The organism is Halorhabdus sp. BNX81 (assembly GCF_029229925.1).
Lineage (GTDB): Archaea > Halobacteriota > Halobacteria > Halobacteriales > Haloarculaceae > Halorhabdus.
This window is the reverse complement of sequence record NZ_CP107254.1, coordinates 2,239,282-2,255,279: the sequence shown is the minus strand read 5'-3', so window position 1 is coordinate 2,255,279 and position 15,998 is coordinate 2,239,282. Positions and strand designations below refer to the sequence as shown.

Here is a 15,998-nt window from a genome sequence, read left to right as displayed (position 1 = left end):
ATGAGCTGGAAGGACACCGCCGAACCACTACTCACGCGGATGCCGTCGGTCGCCCGCCCCGAGGGCCACGTCCCCTTCAAGCGGAAGCTGGGCTGGACGGCCGGCGTGCTGGTCCTGTTTTTCTTCCTGAGAAATATCAACCTCTACGGGCTCAGTGGCACCGGGGGATCGAGTGCGTTCGGTCGGTTCTCATCGATCCTTGCCACCCAGCAGGGCTCGATCATGCAACTGGGGATCGGGCCGATCGTCACGGCGAGCATCGTTCTGCAACTGCTTGGCGGTGCCGATCTGCTCGGGCTGGACACCCAGAACAATCCGCGCGATCAGATCCTGTATCAGGGCCTCCAGAAGGTGCTGGTGCTCGTGATGATCGTCCTGACGGGCTTTCCGATGGTGTTTGCCGCGGAATTCCTGCCGGCCGAATCCGTCATGGGACTGCCCACTGGGGCGGTAAAGTGGCTCATGTTCGCCCAGATCGCCGTCGGCGGTGTCCTCATCCTCTACATGGACGAGGTGATCAGCAAATGGGGCGTCGGCAGCGGGATCGGGCTGTTCATCGTCGCCGGCGTCAGTCAGAGTCTCGTCGGCGGCCTCATCAGTATCCCACAGATCTCCGGGAACTGGGGCTTCATTCCCTACTGGACCGGTGCGATCTTTGGGATCGTCGACATCCCGTCACCGCTGACAGCTCGAGGGATGGGTCAACTGCTGTTCCATACGAGTGGACAGAACTACATCGGGCTCATCGCCATTCTCACGACGGTTTCGATCTTCGTGATCGTCGTCTACGCCGAGTCCGTTCGCGTCGAGATCCCACTCAGCCACGCTCGGGTGAAGGGCGCACGTGGTCGATTCCCGGTGAAGCTCATCTATGCGAGCGTCCTGCCGATGATCCTCGTCCGGGCGCTGCAGATGAACATCCAGTTCATGGGTCGACTGCTCAACTCCCAGCTCGGTGGCTTGCCTGCCTGGCTGGGGGCTTACGAAAACGGGCAGGCGGTGAGCGGGCTGTTTTACTACCTTGCCCCGATCCAGAGTCCCCAGGAATGGGCATGGTTCGTCTTCGGGGGTCAGATCACCCAGGACGTCTGGCAGATCCTGATCCGGATCGGCGTCGACCTGACGTTCATGATCATCGGCGGCGCTATCTTCGCTGTCTTCTGGGTCGAAACCACCGACATGGGGCCTGAAGCCACGGCCCAGCAGATCCAGAACTCCGGGATGCAGATCCCCGGGTTCCGCCAGAGCCCCGGCGTCCTCGAGAAGGTGCTCGGCCGCTACATCCCACAGGTGACGGTCATCGGCGGGGCCCTGGTCGGCCTGCTCGCCGTGATGGCAAACATGCTGGGTACCGTTGGTGGCGTCACTGGGACGGGCCTGCTGCTGACGGTGAGTATCACCTACAAGCTCTACGAGGAGATCGCCGAGGAGCAACTCATGGAGATGCATCCCATGATGCGCCAGATGTTCGGCTAGCACCTTTTTCCGCCTCGGGTGCCCAACGCGCACCTCTCGGCGCAAAAATCTGCACCAAAAAAGGCCGACGACTCGCGGTTCGACCGCTCGCATTCGAGACGCTCACTTCGTTCGCGGACGGCGAGTGTTACTCGATCGATCCGCCGGCAGGCAAACCTCTTTTCCGATCCAGCGCTTAGGACGGATCATGTCGACCGGAATCCTGCTGTTGAACTTCGGCGAACCAGCGACGCCGGAACGCGAGGCTGTCGTCTCGTATCTCGAACGCATCTTCTTCAACAACCGAGAGATCGAGGGCGATACGACCGAGGCCGAGGCACGCGAGCGCTCCCGCGAACTGGCCGAGCGCCGGGCCGGCCCGCTTATCGAGGAGTACGAGGCCATCGGCGGGTCGCCGCTGAACGAACAGGCCCGCAAGCAGGCCCAGGCCCTGGAAGATCGACTCCGCGAGCGTGGCCGCGAGGTCGAGACCTACATCGGGATGCAGTTCACCGAGCCGTTCATCGACGAGGCGCTCGACAGTGCCATCGCCGACGGCCACGACCGGATCATCGGGCTCCCGATCTATCCGCTGTGTGGTCCCTCGACGACCGTCGACGCTCTCGAGGAACTCCGTGCGGCCGCCGACGAGCGCGACTTCGCCGCGCTCCAGGAACTGTCGGGGTGGCATCGCCATCCTGACTATCCACGCCTGCGAGCCGATCGGATTGAGGCCTTGGCCGAGGAGCGGGGCGTCGACCTGACTGATCCCGACACGGCCCTCGTGTTCTCGGCCCACGGCACACCACAGCACTATCTCGAAGAGGGCAGTCGCTACGACATCTACGTCACCGAATACGTCGAGACCGTTGCGGGGCTGCTCGGGATCGACGAGTACGAACTCGGCTATCAGAACCACGAGAATCGGGGCATCCCGTGGACCGAACCCGAGATCGAAGACGTCATCGAAACGGCCGATGCCGAGCGTGTCGTCGTCGAGCCGATCAGCTTCATGCACGAACAGAGCGAGACGCTCTCGGAACTCGACGTGGAATTGCGGGAGGAAGCCGAGGAGGCGGGCTTGGAGTTCCACCGTGTCCCCATCCCGCACGATGACGAGCGGTTCGTCGGCGTGCTGGAGGATCTCGTCGAACCATTTATCGCTGATTTCGATCCTGCGGTCTACCAGCTTCGGCAGTGTCAGTGTCGGGACGAACCGGGAACGATGTGTCTGAACGCGCCACTAGATTCCTGACGAGTTCAACTGTAGTGCTTACAGTAGCTCCATGGCCGTTTGACTGAGTCGATATCGATAGGTCGGATAAACGAAGACGATGCGTCCGTACTCTTCGGACTTCGTTACTGCTTCCGAGCTTTCGATGGCCTCGACGGCCGTGTTAAGTCGTTCCACCGGATTGCCGGAACGGAGGTGTTCGACGACGCGTTCGGGGTCGATGTTGAACGTGGTGGCGAGGATACTTCGGACAGTCCGTCCTGCGCCGTCGGCGAGAGCTACAGACGGTGCACTCGAGTCCGTGTCACGACCAGACCACTCCGCTGCCCCGTCGTCGAGTTCGACGCCGTGAAGTTCGTCGTCGATGTGCTCGATGAGTGCCTCGAGGCTTTCTTTCGCCTCCCCTGTTACGTTCCCGTTGACAATCTCGTCTTTCCGTTCGCTGATCGCAAAAATGTCCGGACCAGGCGGTCGCTGTTCCTCCAGAATGTCGATGTCGAGGAGGTTTTTCAGAACCGTATTCGGTTGGAAATCCAGATCGATATCGAACTGCTCGACGATACCGGCCCGTTTGATCCCGTCGTGATCCGGTCCAATATCGTCCCGGGCAAGGGCCGTCGCGACCTCGACCTGATCGTCAACGCTGGGCATACGGGCGTTCCGATCCCGGATGTACGCTTCCAGTCGCTCGAAATCCCCGGACTTCCCAGTGGAGTCGATTCGGAGTGCCTGGTCGACAGCTTCGGGCAACTCCGGTCGCGGTGCATCTCGGTGTCGCCGAGCCCTTTCGGAAAGGCGTGTATTGTCGTACAGCGCCCGGGCCATCCCCAGTCCACGGAGATAGTTGTACTGTTCGAGGATCTCGACGCCCTCTGTCGTCAGCCCGTAGAATTGCGAGGGCAGATCGCGCGAATCCTCGTTGGGTGGGTGGTCGTATCGCGAGAGGATCTCCTCCTCACACAACCGATGGATTTGATCGCGGATCGCGGCCTTGTTCTTCGGTATCAGATACGCGAGTTCGGCCAGCGACGGCAGATGATCGGGATGTGCGAGGACGTACTGCAACACGAGGTGGCGCGTCTCCTGGGAGAGTAATTCGTACATCTCCCGCTGTTCCTCGAACGGAGCATTCGCGTTCGTCCTCGTGGCGTCACTCATCTCTTCTCGTTTGCTAGTAGCCCCAGCTGACAGTTAATGGTTTGGGTGAACTAGTTTGGTAATTCAGGCATACACCAAACTAATCGAAGAGCCTTTATGATAGTCACAGGAACACGTTATCGATGCCAGCCCCGCCGGATGTCGCCGAGCTCAAATCTCACATCGACGAGGCACTCCATGGGATCGAACTCGAACCCGAGGAGACGGCTGCAATCCTCGGGTTCGCCAACGAGGAAGTTCCGCATCTGCAGACGCCCGAAACCTCGTATCTCGTTCTTGGCAGCTTTCGATCGCCGTATATCCGTCGGCTTCGTTTGATCGAAAACGAATTGAACAAGCGAATCGGTTCGTACGCGTTTGTTCTCGGTGATTTGCGTGAGATCGATAGTGAACGACTGCCGGTGTTCCGTATTCGGTTTTACATCATCGCCTCCTATGCCGATGCCATCGCAGCTGTCTACGAACAGGACGCCGGCGGCGAGGTGACTGAACTCGGAAAGATCAGCGAGACGCCGTTCTTCGAGGATACCTACGTGTTCCCGCGTGACTACGCCTGGATGACCGACCGTCGACTGGAAACAAAGACGGACGCATTTGCGGCAGCTAACCGGATTGCCGGTAACGCCGACCTCGACGATGATGGCGTGCAAGCGGAACTAGAAACGGTCGTCGAAAACGCTCGATCGAACGGAATTGCTATCTCACTTGATGAGATCAACGACAGCATCGAACAACGTGACTCGGACGTTGCGTCCTACAGCTGGGTTCACCTGAACGAGTTCCGGTTGTTCGAACTCCATGGCCGTTGTTTTCCGTGGTCGGAACCGGCGGATTTACGATCGGCGGTGGATCGAATCCCCTAGTAGGACTCACGATTCGTTCTGTCCGTCTGAACGGACTTACCGCTCGATCGATTTGGCCGTCTCGACGAACGCCTCGACGCTCTCGATCGGTGTGTCCTGGTGGACGCCGTGGCCGAGATTGAGAATGTGGCCCTGATCCCCGGCCGCTTCGATCACCTCACGCGTTCGCTCGCGGACGGTTTCCGGACCGGCGAAGAGGACGGACGGATCGAGGTTTCCCTGCACAGGACGATCTCCCAACTGTTCGCGAGCAGTTGCCATCTCGACCGTCCAGTCGAGGCTGACCACATCCGCGCCCGTCGCCGCCAGCTGGTCGAGACGGCCGCCCATGTTTCGGACAAAGAGGATTGTCGGGGCATCGATGTCTGTCAGGATCTCGCGATGAAGCGGTTGGATGAACGCCTGATAGGCCGCCGGTGGCAACACGCCGGCGTAGGTGTCAAACAGCTGGACGACGTCCGCGCCGTGGTCGATTTGGTACTGGAGAAACTCCCGAACGGCGTCGGCAAACACCGAGAGAAGGTCCGCGAAGGCCTCGGGATGACGAGCCTTGAACTGCCGGACTGGATAGTGATTCCGGGTCGGATGGCCGGCAATGGCGTATGACGCGAGGGTGAATGGACCGCCGGCAAAGCCGATAAGTCCGGTTTCGTTGCCGACCCGCGTATCGAGCCGGTCGAGCAACTCGCCGACGTACGAAAGCGTCGATTCGATCACGTCGTAGGTTTCCGGGACGTCAGCCGGGTCGGTGATGGGTGATTCGACGACCGGACCCGTCCCCGATTCGATGTGATAGTCGAACCCGAGTGGTTCGAGGATCGTCAGGATGTCCGAGAACATCACCACCCCGTCGGGACGGTATCGATCCCATGGCTGGAGTGTAATCTTGGCGGCAATCTCCGGTGTGGTGACCGCTTCGAGGAAGTCGTATTCTTTACGAACCTCCCGATACTCGGGGAGGTGGCGACCGGCCTGTCGCATCAGCCAGACCGGGGGTCGCTCGGTGCGCTCCCCGCGAGCCGCCCGGCGGAGTAGATCGTTCATCGTCAGGGCATTTGATCGCGTGCGTGGTTAAGCATTCCCTCGTCGTTTCACGGGGCAACCGGCTCGTCCTGAATACCGCTTTCGGACGATTGGCAGTGGCCCGCCGCCGATCGCCACGCCGGATAACAAAAAGCCCGGGGTATTATTTACTTGCATTGCGTAGCCGTCCGTCAAGACCGGATGAGTTGTCTCCTTACAGATCCGACGACGGTGCTGACCGTGGGTGGATCATCTACCGAACTCGATGCTGCCCGATCAGCACTCGCTGGGGCGGGTGTGGACGATGTCGTCAAGGTGGATGGACTATCCGAGATCGAGTCGACGCTTGCGGCTCGCGATGATGCCGGCTGCGTCCTTGCACTCGATGCCGAGGCGTCGACGTTTGTCGAACTCTACGACGCTGTACGGGCCGTCGACGATGTTTTGCCGATCGTCGTCTACGCTGGCATCGATGAGTCCCTTGCCGCTGCAGTCAGCCAACGCTGTGGCTGTCGACTTACCCCGATCGAGGTCGGTGAGGACGCCCTTCGTGAGACAGTCGAGGACGCGCTCGCTACCTACGAGCGACGTCGTAACGAGGCAGCAAACAGCAGCATTCTCCGGACGTTGCTCGCGGAAGGCAAGATGTCGATGTTCGCCAAGGACACCCACGGACGGTATGTCCGATTTGCCGACGTGCCGTATACGGTCGACCCGGAGGAGGCGAGGGGAAAGACCGATCCGGAAATCTTCAACCAGCGAGAGGTTTCCGAGGCGGCGCTTGCCGACGATGTTCGCGTTGTCGAGACGGGGGAGCCGATCCGCGACAAGCTAGAAAAGTTCAGTGGGACCGGGGGGGATTACTGGTCGGAGTCGACGAAGATCCCGTGGCGGGAAAACGGCGAGATCGTCGGCCTGGTTGGGTACGCCAAGGACGTCACCAAACGGATGCAGTACAAGAAACGGTTCGAGGAAGAGCGCCGCCGGTTCGACAAGTTTGCGAGTTACGTCTCACACGATCTTCGGACCCCGCTGCAGATCATCGTCGGCGCCCTGGAACGTGCCCGCGAGGGCGAGACCGAAGCCCTCGACCGGATCGAGCGTGCTACCGATCGCGTCGGTGAGATCATCGACGACCTGAGCTCGCTCTCGCGGGGCGATCGAGACAACAGCTCCTTCTCCGAGGAAGTGCTCGACGCACTCGACATCGGTGTCTCGACGACCGAACTCCCCTCGCTCGTCGAGAGTGTCTGGCAACTCGACAGTCCGGACTCGGCGACGGTCGAAATCGACATGGCCGACGGCACAGAAGTGGTCGCCGAGACCGAGACCGTCCGGCCGCTCGTCGAAAACCTGCTGAAAAACGCTGTCGATCACGCCGGTCCCGAGGTGACCGTTCGGGTCGGCACGATGGGGCGTGGGTTCTTCGTGGCTGATGACGGCCCCGGCATCCCGTCCGAGGAGCGCGACCGTATCTTCGAAGAGGGCTACACCACGGCCGAGGAGGGGAGCGGGACTGGTCTCACGATCGTCAGTGAGACAGTCGCACAGCAGGGATGGGAGTTGGACGTCACCGAGAGCGAGGCGGGTGGTGCACGCTTCGAGATCACCGACTGTCCGATCATCGAACCGTCGACGACAACGCCGGGCGCATCCATCTCGCTCACGACCAACGAGGACATCGGGGATGTCTCCCTTCCCGGGAAGGCGGAGTACGATGCTCCAACCGATGTCTGGACCGTCGTCGGCGACGGTCGGGATATCTGGCAGGATATCGACGAGTTCCATTTCGTCCACGCGAGGACGTCCGAGCCCGTTCGCATCCAGGGCCGCCTGGCTGACCTCGAGGGGGTCCACGAGTACAGCAAAGCCGGCCTGATGGTCCGTGACGGGCTGGGCCACGACGATGCCCTCGCGTTTATCGGGGCGACCCGTGACTACGGAAGCGAGACGCTCTGGCGGACCAGTACCGGCGCCAACGCCGAGAGTACCCAGTACGAGGAGCCCTACGATGCCTTCCAGTGGTATCAGCTCGTGGTGGACGAGCGGGGTGTGACGTTATCGTTCTCGACGGACGGCAAGGAGTGGCAACCACTCGATCAGTTGCCGATCGAACTCGACGCCCCCTACTACGTGGGGCTTGCCGTCTGTAGCCACTCTGAGGACCTGACGACCGAAGCCCGCTTCGAGGACGTGACGGTCCACGAACTCGACAGCGCGTAGTGACGGCCGTTGATCGACGCGGGGTGGCGAGAGAACGTCACTTAGTTAACCACCCGTCGCAAACCGGCGACTATGCGCAATCCGAAGATTTTGCTCCTGGGGCCACCAGGCGCAGGCAAGGGTACGCAGAGTTCAAACCTCGTCTCCGCGTTCGACGTCGAACATGTCACGACCGGTGACGCGCTTCGGTCGAACAAGGAGATGGACATCTCCGACCTCGGCCTGGCGTACGACACGCCCGGCGAGTACATGGACCGAGGCGAACTCGTCCCCGACGAGGTCGTCACCGCTATCGTCGAGGAAGCGTTGACCAGCGCTGACGGGTTCGTGCTGGACGGGTATCCCCGCAACCTCGAGCAGGCCGAGGAACTCGAATCGATGACCGACCTGGACGTGATCGCCTCGCTGTCAGTCAGTGAGTCGGCACTCGTCGATCGGCTCACCGGTCGCCGGGTCTGTTCGGACTGTGGCGAGAACTACCACGTCGAGTTCGATCAGCCCGAAAATGCGGGTGTCTGTGACGACTGTGGCGGCGAGTTGATCCAACGGGAGGACGATCAGGAAGACGCCGTTCGAAATCGACTGGAGGTCTTCGCCGAGAACACCGAACCCGTCATCGACTACTACAGCGACCGCGAGGCGTTCGTCGAGATCGACGGCGAACAGTCCCTCGATGCCGTCTGGGCTGACCTCGAGGCCGCTGTCGAAGACGAACTAAAACGTTGATTTACCCCCAGTCCAAAGAGGGAATATAATGGCACGTACAGGCGAGAAGATAGATCGGCTCGTGGCCGAAGACGCCAGCATGGAGGCAGCGATCGAGACGGTGCTGGCAACAGCCGAAGAGCAGGGAACCGTTGCGTGGGGTGACGTTAGTGACGAGTTGACCAGCGGCCAGTGGGGCCGCCTCATCGAGACCGGCTTACTCGTCGACGCCGACGGTGACGGATTCGTCATCGACGACCCCGACGGCGTCCACGACGCCCTTGCAGCAGCTGACCCCGACAGTGATGACGACGATGGCGGGTGGTCGACCTGGGACAAACTCGCAGGTGTCGGCGTCATCGCCCTGTTTCTGGGTTACTCGCTGACGTCAGTCCGGAACGTGGTCGGCGGGACGCTCGACCTCCTGCTTGGGAACCTCATAACGGTACTCGGCGGCGAGGGGATGTTCTATCTCACAATTCTGGTACTGGCGACGCTAACGGGACTGTGGTCGACGCTGTTGCAGGACAACCTCATGGACATGAGCGGGATGAGCCAGCACCAGGAAAAGATGGAGGAGCTCAAAGAGCGCCGTGAGGCTGCCAAAGAGCGCGACGATCAGGAGGAACTCGATCGCATCCAGCAGGAACAGATGGAGATGATGAGCGATCAGTTGGGGGCGTTTACCAAGCAGTTCCGCCCGATGGTCTGGATCATGCTGCTGACAATCCCGGTGTTCCTGTGGATGTACTGGCAGGTTCCGAAGCTCTCGGTCGACGGGATCGCCATCGTCATGCCCTTCTTCGGCGCGAAAGAGAGCTGGGGTGCCGGGACGCTCGGTCCGTGGCCGGCGTGGCTGTTCTGGTATTTCATCTGCTCGCTCAGTTTCACCCAGATCATCCGCAAGGCCCTGAACGTCCAGACATCGCCGACGTGATTGCCAGGGCCACCCGGACAGTTCGGTCTTTCTCGCCGGCGAGACGCAACCTCTTTTAGCTTCACTGTCCCACGTCAGGTATGTTGATCACCGTCTCCGGGCCGGCCGGGAGCGGAAAGAGTACGCTCGCCGTGAGCCTCGCTGACGCACTGGACCACGATCACGTCAGCGGTGGCGACATTTTCCGCTCGCTCGCCGAGGAACGCGGCATGACGCCGCTGGAACTCAACAAGCAGGCCGAAGAGGACGACGAGATCGATCGCGATCTGGATCGGCGACTCCGAGATGTCGCCCGCGATCGGGAAGATATGGTGCTCGAATCCCGACTTGCCGGCTGGATGGCCGGCGAGTACGCCGATCTCAAACTCTGGCTCGATGCCCCACTCGACGTTCGTGCCGAACGGATCTCCCAACGGGAGAACAAACCGGTCGAACAGGCCCGTACTGAAACTCGTGAACGCGCCGAAAGTGAAGCCCACCGCTATCGGGAGTATTACGACATCGACATCGAGGACCTCTCCATCTACGACCTGGCGATCAACACCGCCCGATGGAGCCCCCAGGGGATGTTGAGCGTCGTGCTCCACGCCGTCGAGTCCTACGAAGCCAACGGCGACGAGGGCAAAGCCCCCATCGAAGGCATCGAGTACGATTTCTAATATGACACTCCGAGGGCCACCCGCGGACCGATCGCCGGCCGAACTCCTATCTTTCGGCGTGTTGAACCTCGATAAGCCCCCCGGTCCTTCTGCCCACCAGGTCGCCGCCTGGGTGCGCGATCTTGCGACCGTCGAGCGGGCGGCCCACGCCGGGACGCTCGACCCAAAAGTCACCGGCTGTCTCCCGATGTTGCTCGGCGACGCCACCCGCATGGCCCAGGTCTTCGACGATAGCGACAAGGCGTACATCGCCGTGCTCGAACTCCACGAACGACTGGCCGACCCCGCCACCCTCGAAGCCGTCGCCGACGAGTTCGAGGGCGAACTCTACCAGAAACCGCCGAAGAAAAGCGCCGTCGTCCGTCGGCTGCGCTCCCGGAAGATCCACAGCCTGGACGTCCTCGAAGCCGAGGATCGCCGCGCACTCATCTCGATCCGGTGTGAGAGTGGCACCTACATCCGGAAACTCTGTCACGACATGGGGCTGGCGCTGGGCACCGGCGCGCACATGGGCGATCTCCGCCGGACGGCGACCGACCCCTTCGACGATAGCGATCTGGTGACGATGCACGACTTCGTCGACGCCCTGGCGTGGTGGCGCGAGGACGACGACCCCGACCCACTACGGGAGGTGGTCCAGCCCGCCGAACGCGCGCTGGTTGATCTCCCGTCGGTCACGATTGCCCCGAGTGCCGCGGAATCCGTGGCGGAGGGTGCCCCCGTCTACGCGCCGGGCGTCATCGACGCCGACGACGGCCTCGATCCCGCCGCCGAACCGCTCGTCGCCTGCTACATTCCCAACGGCGCTGCGGTGTGTCTGGGGACCCTCGCGGGGGACCCGGACGCCGACGAGGGGACCGTTGTCGAACTGGAACGCGTGCTCGTCTAACTCCGCGACGAAACGAAGGCCTTAACTCCGGCTCAGTCATTCTTCGAATCACGGGACCGTAGGGTAGCGGTATCCTCGGCGCATGGGGTGCGTCGGACCCGAGTTCGAATCTCGGCGGCCCCATCCATTTGCTGCGAACAAATACGTGAGCAGCAATTGCTGGATCCGGCGAGATTCGAGCCTGGAAGTCGCAGCCCGCGACTCGTCGTGAGGTCGAACGGAGTGAGACCAAACGACGAGCGCAGGACCGTCTTCCTTCGTTCGAATCTCGGCGTTCTCAGTTTTCGGAGCGAGCAACGCGAGCGACGAAAACTGAGTGCTCGACAACGAGCGAAGCGAGTTGTCGGTGGCCCCACTACAACCACCTTTTTACTGCGGAGGGGTGCCTGTCGGCACCCCTCCTTGCAAAAAGCTGGACCAAAAACATCTGCTCGCGAGCCTTCGGCTCGCTCGCAGTGAAACGCGCTCGCGAAGCGAGCGCGTACGCTAACAAGAAAATGGAAAGCCTACCATAGCGATATTTTGTCGCGGCAGCCGCAGGCGTAGCGAGCCGGCAGCCCCTACTTGCTCGACGCGCAAGCGGAGCGGCCCCGATCGAACCTCAAGTCGAGCCAGGCAGCCCGGACCGGCAAGCCGGACTGAGCGAGGAGAACCCGGAAGGCGGAGATCGTACGAGCACGGCGATCGAAGCGGAGCGACCATCGGGAGCGGAGCGCCCGGAGCGAGCGACTTGATTTAGCCCCCTGTGTAGTGAGATACCCGTTCTGGAGGTCTGCGTATTGCCCATTGAAGCTTTGACCAAGCACCGAAATGCTCAACAAGTCGTGTGTAGTATTTTACACTGACATGCCCTCCCCAGAATCCAAGACTGACCAATTAGCGTCATCACTTCACCGTGGGCTCTTAGGACTGCTTCTCGGAATAGTTGGTATATTTGCTATTGGGATGGCAAGGGAACTTCTGGTAGGGGATTACCTGATCGGTATTATCGGTGTGATCGTTACACTTGGAACAGGCTACTGGATACTCTCGCTCTTTTTCGAAGGCCTTCAGGAAAGATAAGCGGTAGTCTGTTCAACTGTCTTGAACGGTTCGACAAGCGCTTATCGCGGTTGTGAGCCGTTCAGTGAAGCCCCAGATACTACGCTCCGAGATTAGCGTACTAATTTGCGTATCTGGCCATCGAAAGTCGAAATATCGTATCAAGCGAGCGGGCCGACGGCGCGCAGTGATATCCCAGGCAGCCGACGAGCGACGGAACCAGCACGAACGGCCGCCAGCCCCTCCTTGCGCAATCAGCGATCGAATTTGGCGCGGGCCGACTATATATTCGATATTTGAGGGGATGTTCGGAGAGAGTAGGCAGTAAACCGTCTAAAACCGGTGTTCACTGGGTGAGAACGATTGATCTATATTATATACTCCCGGGTCCTATATAGTGTGTTCATGACACTGAAAAAATTATTCTTGGGCGAAGATCGCGATCTATCGTCAGTTGAGGTCGTCCTCGTGATGGGGATCACCGTCATTCTCGCTGTGGTCATCGGGCTGTTCGTGCTGAACATGGGGGCGGACTCGAATAGTCCGCCCAAGACCTACTGGGAAATGTATTCCCAGGACACCACGTCCCCCGGATCCATTACGGAAGATCGAATCTCCCTGGTGCATGACGGCGGTGCCGCGATCACAGTTTCCGAGTTCGTCGTCGATATCGGTGGGACCGAGTATGCGTTGGCTGACTTCAAGACGTCGACCGGGAGCTCCCTTCAGAGCGAACTGAAGCCCGGCGCGAAGATCCGGATCTCCGCAAGCGGCTACGCGGGTCCTGGTAACGTCACCAACGAATTCAGTGGCACGACGATCCATCTCGTGTGGGAGAACCCGGACACTGGCGAACGGCACATCGTCAAGAGTACCACACCGAAGTGACCCAGCGCGGCACCCCCAACCCCCCTCCTTTCACACGCTCCTAACTGCGTACTTTTGCCATATGTGAACATCTCGATAGTTTGTGCCGCGTGCGTTCACATTTCGACCCATAGACGCTGTCGACGGGCGGCCATCGTGCGTTGCACTCCGGGCGAGCACTCACTCGCTGTGGGCGTCCAGTATCGCGTCGTGGTGCCACGGCGATAGCCATCGTTTTCGCCAGATACGAAACCAAAACCACCACCCGCTGGACGATCGGGGACCGAGCATGCGACACCGGCGGGGCCCCCACAATCACCTCCCGGGATCGTCGCCCCGACCCACGACCGGCCTCCTGTCTCCGGTGGAAGCGCCCCCACACACCCTTCCAGATACCGATCTACTCCCTCGCTCAATCGCCAGTCAGCATCTCCAGCGCGGTGTGGATGTGGTACTCGACGTTTTCGTCCTCAGTCGCGTTGAGTGCGTTCCGGAGGTGATCTTCCACGGTGACGGCCGATTTCTTGCCCGCTGGCGTGATCGACTCTTCACGCTCACTGTCCATGGGGAGAGGTAGGGGACGAACCCAGTATAGCGTTTCCCTCGATATATTTCGCGGTTTATAAATGGACGACTGGAACGTGACTGCTCTTGCGGATCAATCCAGCCACAGTCACGGATCAAGGTGTCGGGCCCCGGCGGTATCCCAGCAATAATTTCCGAAATCGGTTTCCATCGCGAGAGAGACACAGGAGGACAATGGGAACTGACGACGATGCCGCGGAGCCGGCGTACACGTTCCAGTGTGCGAAATGCGGGTGGGAAACAACAGCCGACCGCCGCCCGGTCGCCTGTGCGGTCTGTGGCGGTCGCATGTTGGCGAACCCGTCCGAGCGGACGCGGTAACGGCCACCGGCCTTCCTGTCGCGCGAGGAACGGCGACCGATTCCGTCGGCCAGGCTTTCCCAACGCGAACGCCTTCTGCATAACATTTCGGTTGGCTCCGCTTTGATGTCGGGGCCATGGGTGTCTTCGACCGACGCAAGCGGCTAGCGGCCGGTATCGTCACGCGGTCCCCACAGCAGCGGCTGTCGCGCGGTCTCATCAAACCCCTCCGTATCGGACGCTGATGGTGCTGCTCACCGTCCTCGTTGCCTTGGGGGATACCGGTTGATACCCTCAGCATCGGCCCCGTGGCGAACGACATCACGACCGGGACTTACTACGGGTACGAACGCCTCTGAGATGGAGTACGGGAGCTGGAAGCGTCCGATACAGAGTCCAGTCCGGTAGAAAACCGTGGTGTGTCTTTTTGTTGGCCGGGACGAACCATTCAGTGATAATGCAAACGAGACAGGTAGCGGCCGTCCTCGCAGTCGGCGGTGCGGGTCTCGTTAGCTTCGCCGTGGTCCACTTTCTCACCCACGAGATCAACACCGTCCCGACCCTCCACATCGCGAGCAACCTCGCCGTCGCCGGCGGTGGGGGTATCGGGCTGGTGTACGTCGGGTACTGGCTGTCCGACCAGTCGTTTTCCCCGGCCCGAAACCGACGCATCCTCGTGTTGACTGCCTTCGGTGCCGTGACGCTGCTGGCAGTGTTCGTCATCACCCAGCCGCTCGCCCAGGAACAGGTCACGGCGGAGGAACTGCTCCACATCGTGCAAGTTTCCCTCGGCATGGGTTCGGCTCTCGGGGCCGCGGTCGGGGCCTTCGAGGCGCGAGCGCTCACCCGCGCCGAGGAGGCGACCCGTGCCGAATCACGACTCACGGCCTTGGAGGACGAACGCGAACGCTGGAGTGAGTTGACGACTGTCTTTCGCCATTACGTCAACAACTCGGTCACAGTCATCAATTTCGCGCTGGACGAACTCCGGAGTACTGTGGACGGGGACGCCGTCGAGCTTGACACCGCCAGCGCCAACATCGAGACGGTCGCTGATCGCGTTCGCACGATCGAAACAGTCGCCGAGCACGTCGATCGGCTCGGCCCGGCAGCCGGGATCGATCACCCCTCGCCGGTCGCCAACGTCTGTAATGTGACCGAGCGGGCGAGCCGGTTGGCTGCGGTGGACGCGGCCGTCACCGTGGCCACGCTTGAGGCGGGCCCCGACGTGCTGGCCGGCGAGTCCGTCGAGCAGGATCTCGCGTTGCTGCTGGAAGCCCTTGGCAGTGTCACCGAGGAGGGTGGACGGATCGACTGCGCATGCGAGCCGGACAATGGTCGAGTCGTCGTCCGGTTTACGGCTACGCCGGCCACCCTTCCGCCTGAAGTCGAGGCGGCACTCTTCGAGCCGGTCACGCGCAAGAGCGGGTTGAAACTCTATCTCGCCGAACGATCGATCGACGCCTACGCCGACCTTCGGCTGGCCACGAACGGGGAGCGGACCGTCGCCTTCGAGGTCGTTTTCGACGTCACGCCGGAGTGATTCGGGTGGGGCCTGTATCCCCGTGTGGACCTATCCTTGCCGGACGCACGCTGGACCGTCCTCTTGGGAAACTTCCCTTTCGGCGGCTCATCGAACCGTCGTCACGGGGACGGGCGACCGGCGGAACACTTTCTGGGCGATGTTGCCCACGAACAGTTGCTCGGTTAGCGACCCGCCGTGGCTGCCGATGACGACGGTATCGAAGTTCTCGGCCCGGGCGACGATCACCTTCGCCGGGTTCCCCCAGCCAACCTGGGTCTCGATCTCGGCGTCGTACTCGGCGGCGATCTCGCGAGCGCGATCGAGCAGGGATTCGGCGAGTTCCTCGGCGGTCTCCTGGATGTCGTCTTCCAGCGCCAGTCGGACCGCCTGGCCCATCATCGGCGATGGCTCGCCGACGACGTGGAGGACCGTCACCTCAGCATCGGGATGGGATTCGAGGGCGTATCTGAGTGCTCTCTCGCCCATCTCGGAGTCGTCCATCGGGACGAGAACGCGGGAGATCATACGCTCAAT

General features: G+C 61.3%; 16 protein-coding genes and 1 tRNA gene. 13 read left to right on the top strand and 4 right to left on the bottom strand.

Annotated elements, in window-relative coordinates; translation table 11 throughout:
- Together secY and hemH are read left to right on the top strand one after the other, a co-directional pair.
- Window positions 1–1,476, top strand: a complete 1,476-nt coding sequence (gene secY, locus HBNXHr_RS11280; protein WP_275882205.1) for a preprotein translocase subunit SecY — start codon at window positions 1–3, stop codon at window positions 1,474–1,476.
- A 187-nt stretch (window positions 1,477–1,663) separates the two neighbouring features.
- Window positions 1,664–2,710 (top strand): ferrochelatase, encoded by a 1,047-nt coding sequence (gene hemH / locus HBNXHr_RS11275; RefSeq protein WP_275882204.1) that lies wholly within the window; start codon window positions 1,664–1,666, stop codon window positions 2,708–2,710.
- 18 nt (window positions 2,711–2,728) lie between these two features.
- Here the strand turns inward: hemH and HBNXHr_RS11270 are convergent, their stop codons facing one another.
- Window positions 2,729–3,847, bottom strand: a complete 1,119-nt coding sequence (locus tag HBNXHr_RS11270; RefSeq protein WP_275882203.1) for a hypothetical protein — start codon at window positions 3,845–3,847, stop codon at window positions 2,729–2,731.
- A 122-nt stretch (window positions 3,848–3,969) separates the two neighbouring features.
- On the opposite strand from HBNXHr_RS11270, the gene HBNXHr_RS11265 reads away from it, so the two are divergent.
- Window positions 3,970–4,710 (top strand): hypothetical protein, encoded by a 741-nt coding sequence (locus tag HBNXHr_RS11265; protein WP_275882202.1) that lies wholly within the window; start codon window positions 3,970–3,972, stop codon window positions 4,708–4,710.
- Window positions 4,711–4,746: 36 nt separating this feature from the next.
- Here HBNXHr_RS11265 and hemE read toward each other — a convergent pair whose 3' ends face one another.
- A complete protein-coding gene (gene hemE / locus HBNXHr_RS11260; RefSeq protein ID WP_275882201.1) occupies window positions 4,747–5,754 on the bottom strand; it encodes a uroporphyrinogen decarboxylase in 1,008 nt (335 codons plus the stop codon).
- Between the two features lie 180 nt (window positions 5,755–5,934).
- Here hemE and HBNXHr_RS11255 point away from each other — a divergent pair, with 180 nt between their 5' ends.
- From HBNXHr_RS11255 to HBNXHr_RS11220, 8 genes are all read left to right on the top strand, one after another.
- Entirely contained in the window at window positions 5,935–7,956 is a 2,022-nt protein-coding gene (locus HBNXHr_RS11255) for an ATP-binding protein (protein ID WP_275882200.1), read from the top strand.
- A gap of 72 nt (window positions 7,957–8,028) precedes the next feature.
- Complete coding sequence (locus HBNXHr_RS11250; protein WP_275882199.1) at window positions 8,029–8,682, top strand: adenylate kinase; 654 nt, start codon at window positions 8,029–8,031, stop codon at window positions 8,680–8,682.
- A 28-nt stretch (window positions 8,683–8,710) separates the two neighbouring features.
- Window positions 8,711–9,598, top strand: coding sequence for a DUF106 domain-containing protein (locus HBNXHr_RS11245; protein WP_275737303.1), 888 nt, complete (start codon window positions 8,711–8,713; stop codon window positions 9,596–9,598).
- Window positions 9,599–9,678: 80 nt separating this feature from the next.
- Window positions 9,679–10,257, top strand: a complete 579-nt coding sequence (gene cmk, locus HBNXHr_RS11240; protein ID WP_275882198.1) for a (d)CMP kinase — start codon at window positions 9,679–9,681, stop codon at window positions 10,255–10,257.
- Window position 10,258: 1 nt separating this feature from the next.
- Entirely contained in the window at window positions 10,259–11,146 is an 888-nt protein-coding gene (locus HBNXHr_RS11235; RefSeq protein WP_275882197.1) for an RNA-guided pseudouridylation complex pseudouridine synthase subunit Cbf5, read from the top strand.
- Window positions 11,147–11,198: 52 nt separating this feature from the next.
- A tRNA-Pro gene (locus HBNXHr_RS11230) sits at window positions 11,199–11,269 on the top strand.
- Between the two features lie 723 nt (window positions 11,270–11,992).
- Window positions 11,993–12,208 (top strand): hypothetical protein, encoded by a 216-nt coding sequence (locus HBNXHr_RS11225; RefSeq protein WP_275882196.1) that lies wholly within the window; start codon window positions 11,993–11,995, stop codon window positions 12,206–12,208.
- A 384-nt stretch (window positions 12,209–12,592) separates the two neighbouring features.
- Window positions 12,593–13,075: a type IV pilin N-terminal domain-containing protein gene (locus HBNXHr_RS11220; protein ID WP_275882195.1), complete on the top strand. Its 483-nt coding sequence runs from the start codon at window positions 12,593–12,595 to the stop codon at window positions 13,073–13,075.
- 391 nt (window positions 13,076–13,466) lie between these two features.
- Here the strand turns inward: HBNXHr_RS11220 and HBNXHr_RS11215 are convergent, their stop codons facing one another.
- The gene (locus tag HBNXHr_RS11215; protein ID WP_275737296.1) at window positions 13,467–13,619 is read right to left on the bottom strand and encodes a hypothetical protein; all 153 of its coding nucleotides are present in this window, start codon (window positions 13,617–13,619) and stop codon (window positions 13,467–13,469) included.
- A gap of 194 nt (window positions 13,620–13,813) precedes the next feature.
- Between HBNXHr_RS11215 and HBNXHr_RS11210 the strand changes: the two genes are divergently transcribed.
- Entirely contained in the window at window positions 13,814–13,960 is a 147-nt protein-coding gene (locus HBNXHr_RS11210; RefSeq protein WP_275737295.1) for a hypothetical protein, read from the top strand.
- A gap of 436 nt (window positions 13,961–14,396) precedes the next feature.
- Window positions 14,397–15,482, top strand: a complete 1,086-nt coding sequence (locus HBNXHr_RS11205) for a hypothetical protein (protein WP_275882194.1) — start codon at window positions 14,397–14,399, stop codon at window positions 15,480–15,482.
- A gap of 87 nt (window positions 15,483–15,569) precedes the next feature.
- On the opposite strand, the gene HBNXHr_RS11200 is transcribed toward HBNXHr_RS11205, so the two are convergent.
- Window positions 15,570–15,989: a universal stress protein gene (locus tag HBNXHr_RS11200; RefSeq protein ID WP_275882193.1), complete on the bottom strand. Its 420-nt coding sequence runs from the start codon at window positions 15,987–15,989 to the stop codon at window positions 15,570–15,572.
- Window positions 15,990–15,998 lie beyond the last annotated feature (9 nt).

What these genes read in the sequence shown, in the direction of transcription:
- HBNXHr_RS11220 (WP_275882195.1), top strand. Translation starts at nt 12,593, where the DNA reads ATGACACTGAAAAAATTATTCTTGGGCGAAGATCGCGATCTATCGTCA.
- HBNXHr_RS11265 (WP_275882202.1), top strand. Translation starts at nt 3,970, where the DNA reads ATGCCAGCCCCGCCGGATGTCGCCGAGCTCAAATCTCACATCGACGAG.
- HBNXHr_RS11210 (WP_275737295.1), top strand. Translation starts at nt 13,814, where the DNA reads ATGGGAACTGACGACGATGCCGCGGAGCCGGCGTACACGTTCCAGTGT.
- HBNXHr_RS11250 (WP_275882199.1), top strand. Translation starts at nt 8,029, where the DNA reads ATGCGCAATCCGAAGATTTTGCTCCTGGGGCCACCAGGCGCAGGCAAG.
- HBNXHr_RS11270 (WP_275882203.1), bottom strand. Translation starts at nt 3,847, where the DNA reads ATGAGTGACGCCACGAGGACGAACGCGAATGCTCCGTTCGAGGAACAG.
- HBNXHr_RS11225 (WP_275882196.1), top strand. Translation starts at nt 11,993, where the DNA reads ATGCCCTCCCCAGAATCCAAGACTGACCAATTAGCGTCATCACTTCAC.
- HBNXHr_RS11215 (WP_275737296.1), bottom strand. Translation starts at nt 13,619, where the DNA reads ATGGACAGTGAGCGTGAAGAGTCGATCACGCCAGCGGGCAAGAAATCG.
- HBNXHr_RS11205 (WP_275882194.1), top strand. Translation starts at nt 14,397, where the DNA reads ATGCAAACGAGACAGGTAGCGGCCGTCCTCGCAGTCGGCGGTGCGGGT.
- hemE (WP_275882201.1), bottom strand. Translation starts at nt 5,754, where the DNA reads ATGAACGATCTACTCCGCCGGGCGGCTCGCGGGGAGCGCACCGAGCGA.
- HBNXHr_RS11245 (WP_275737303.1), top strand. Translation starts at nt 8,711, where the DNA reads ATGGCACGTACAGGCGAGAAGATAGATCGGCTCGTGGCCGAAGACGCC.
- HBNXHr_RS11200 (WP_275882193.1), bottom strand. Translation starts at nt 15,989, where the DNA reads ATGATCTCCCGCGTTCTCGTCCCGATGGACGACTCCGAGATGGGCGAG.
- hemH (WP_275882204.1), top strand. Translation starts at nt 1,664, where the DNA reads ATGTCGACCGGAATCCTGCTGTTGAACTTCGGCGAACCAGCGACGCCG.
- HBNXHr_RS11255 (WP_275882200.1), top strand. Translation starts at nt 5,935, where the DNA reads ATGAGTTGTCTCCTTACAGATCCGACGACGGTGCTGACCGTGGGTGGA.
- secY (WP_275882205.1), top strand. Translation starts at nt 1, where the DNA reads ATGAGCTGGAAGGACACCGCCGAACCACTACTCACGCGGATGCCGTCG.
- cmk (WP_275882198.1), top strand. Translation starts at nt 9,679, where the DNA reads ATGTTGATCACCGTCTCCGGGCCGGCCGGGAGCGGAAAGAGTACGCTC.
- HBNXHr_RS11235 (WP_275882197.1), top strand. Translation starts at nt 10,259, where the DNA reads ATGACACTCCGAGGGCCACCCGCGGACCGATCGCCGGCCGAACTCCTA.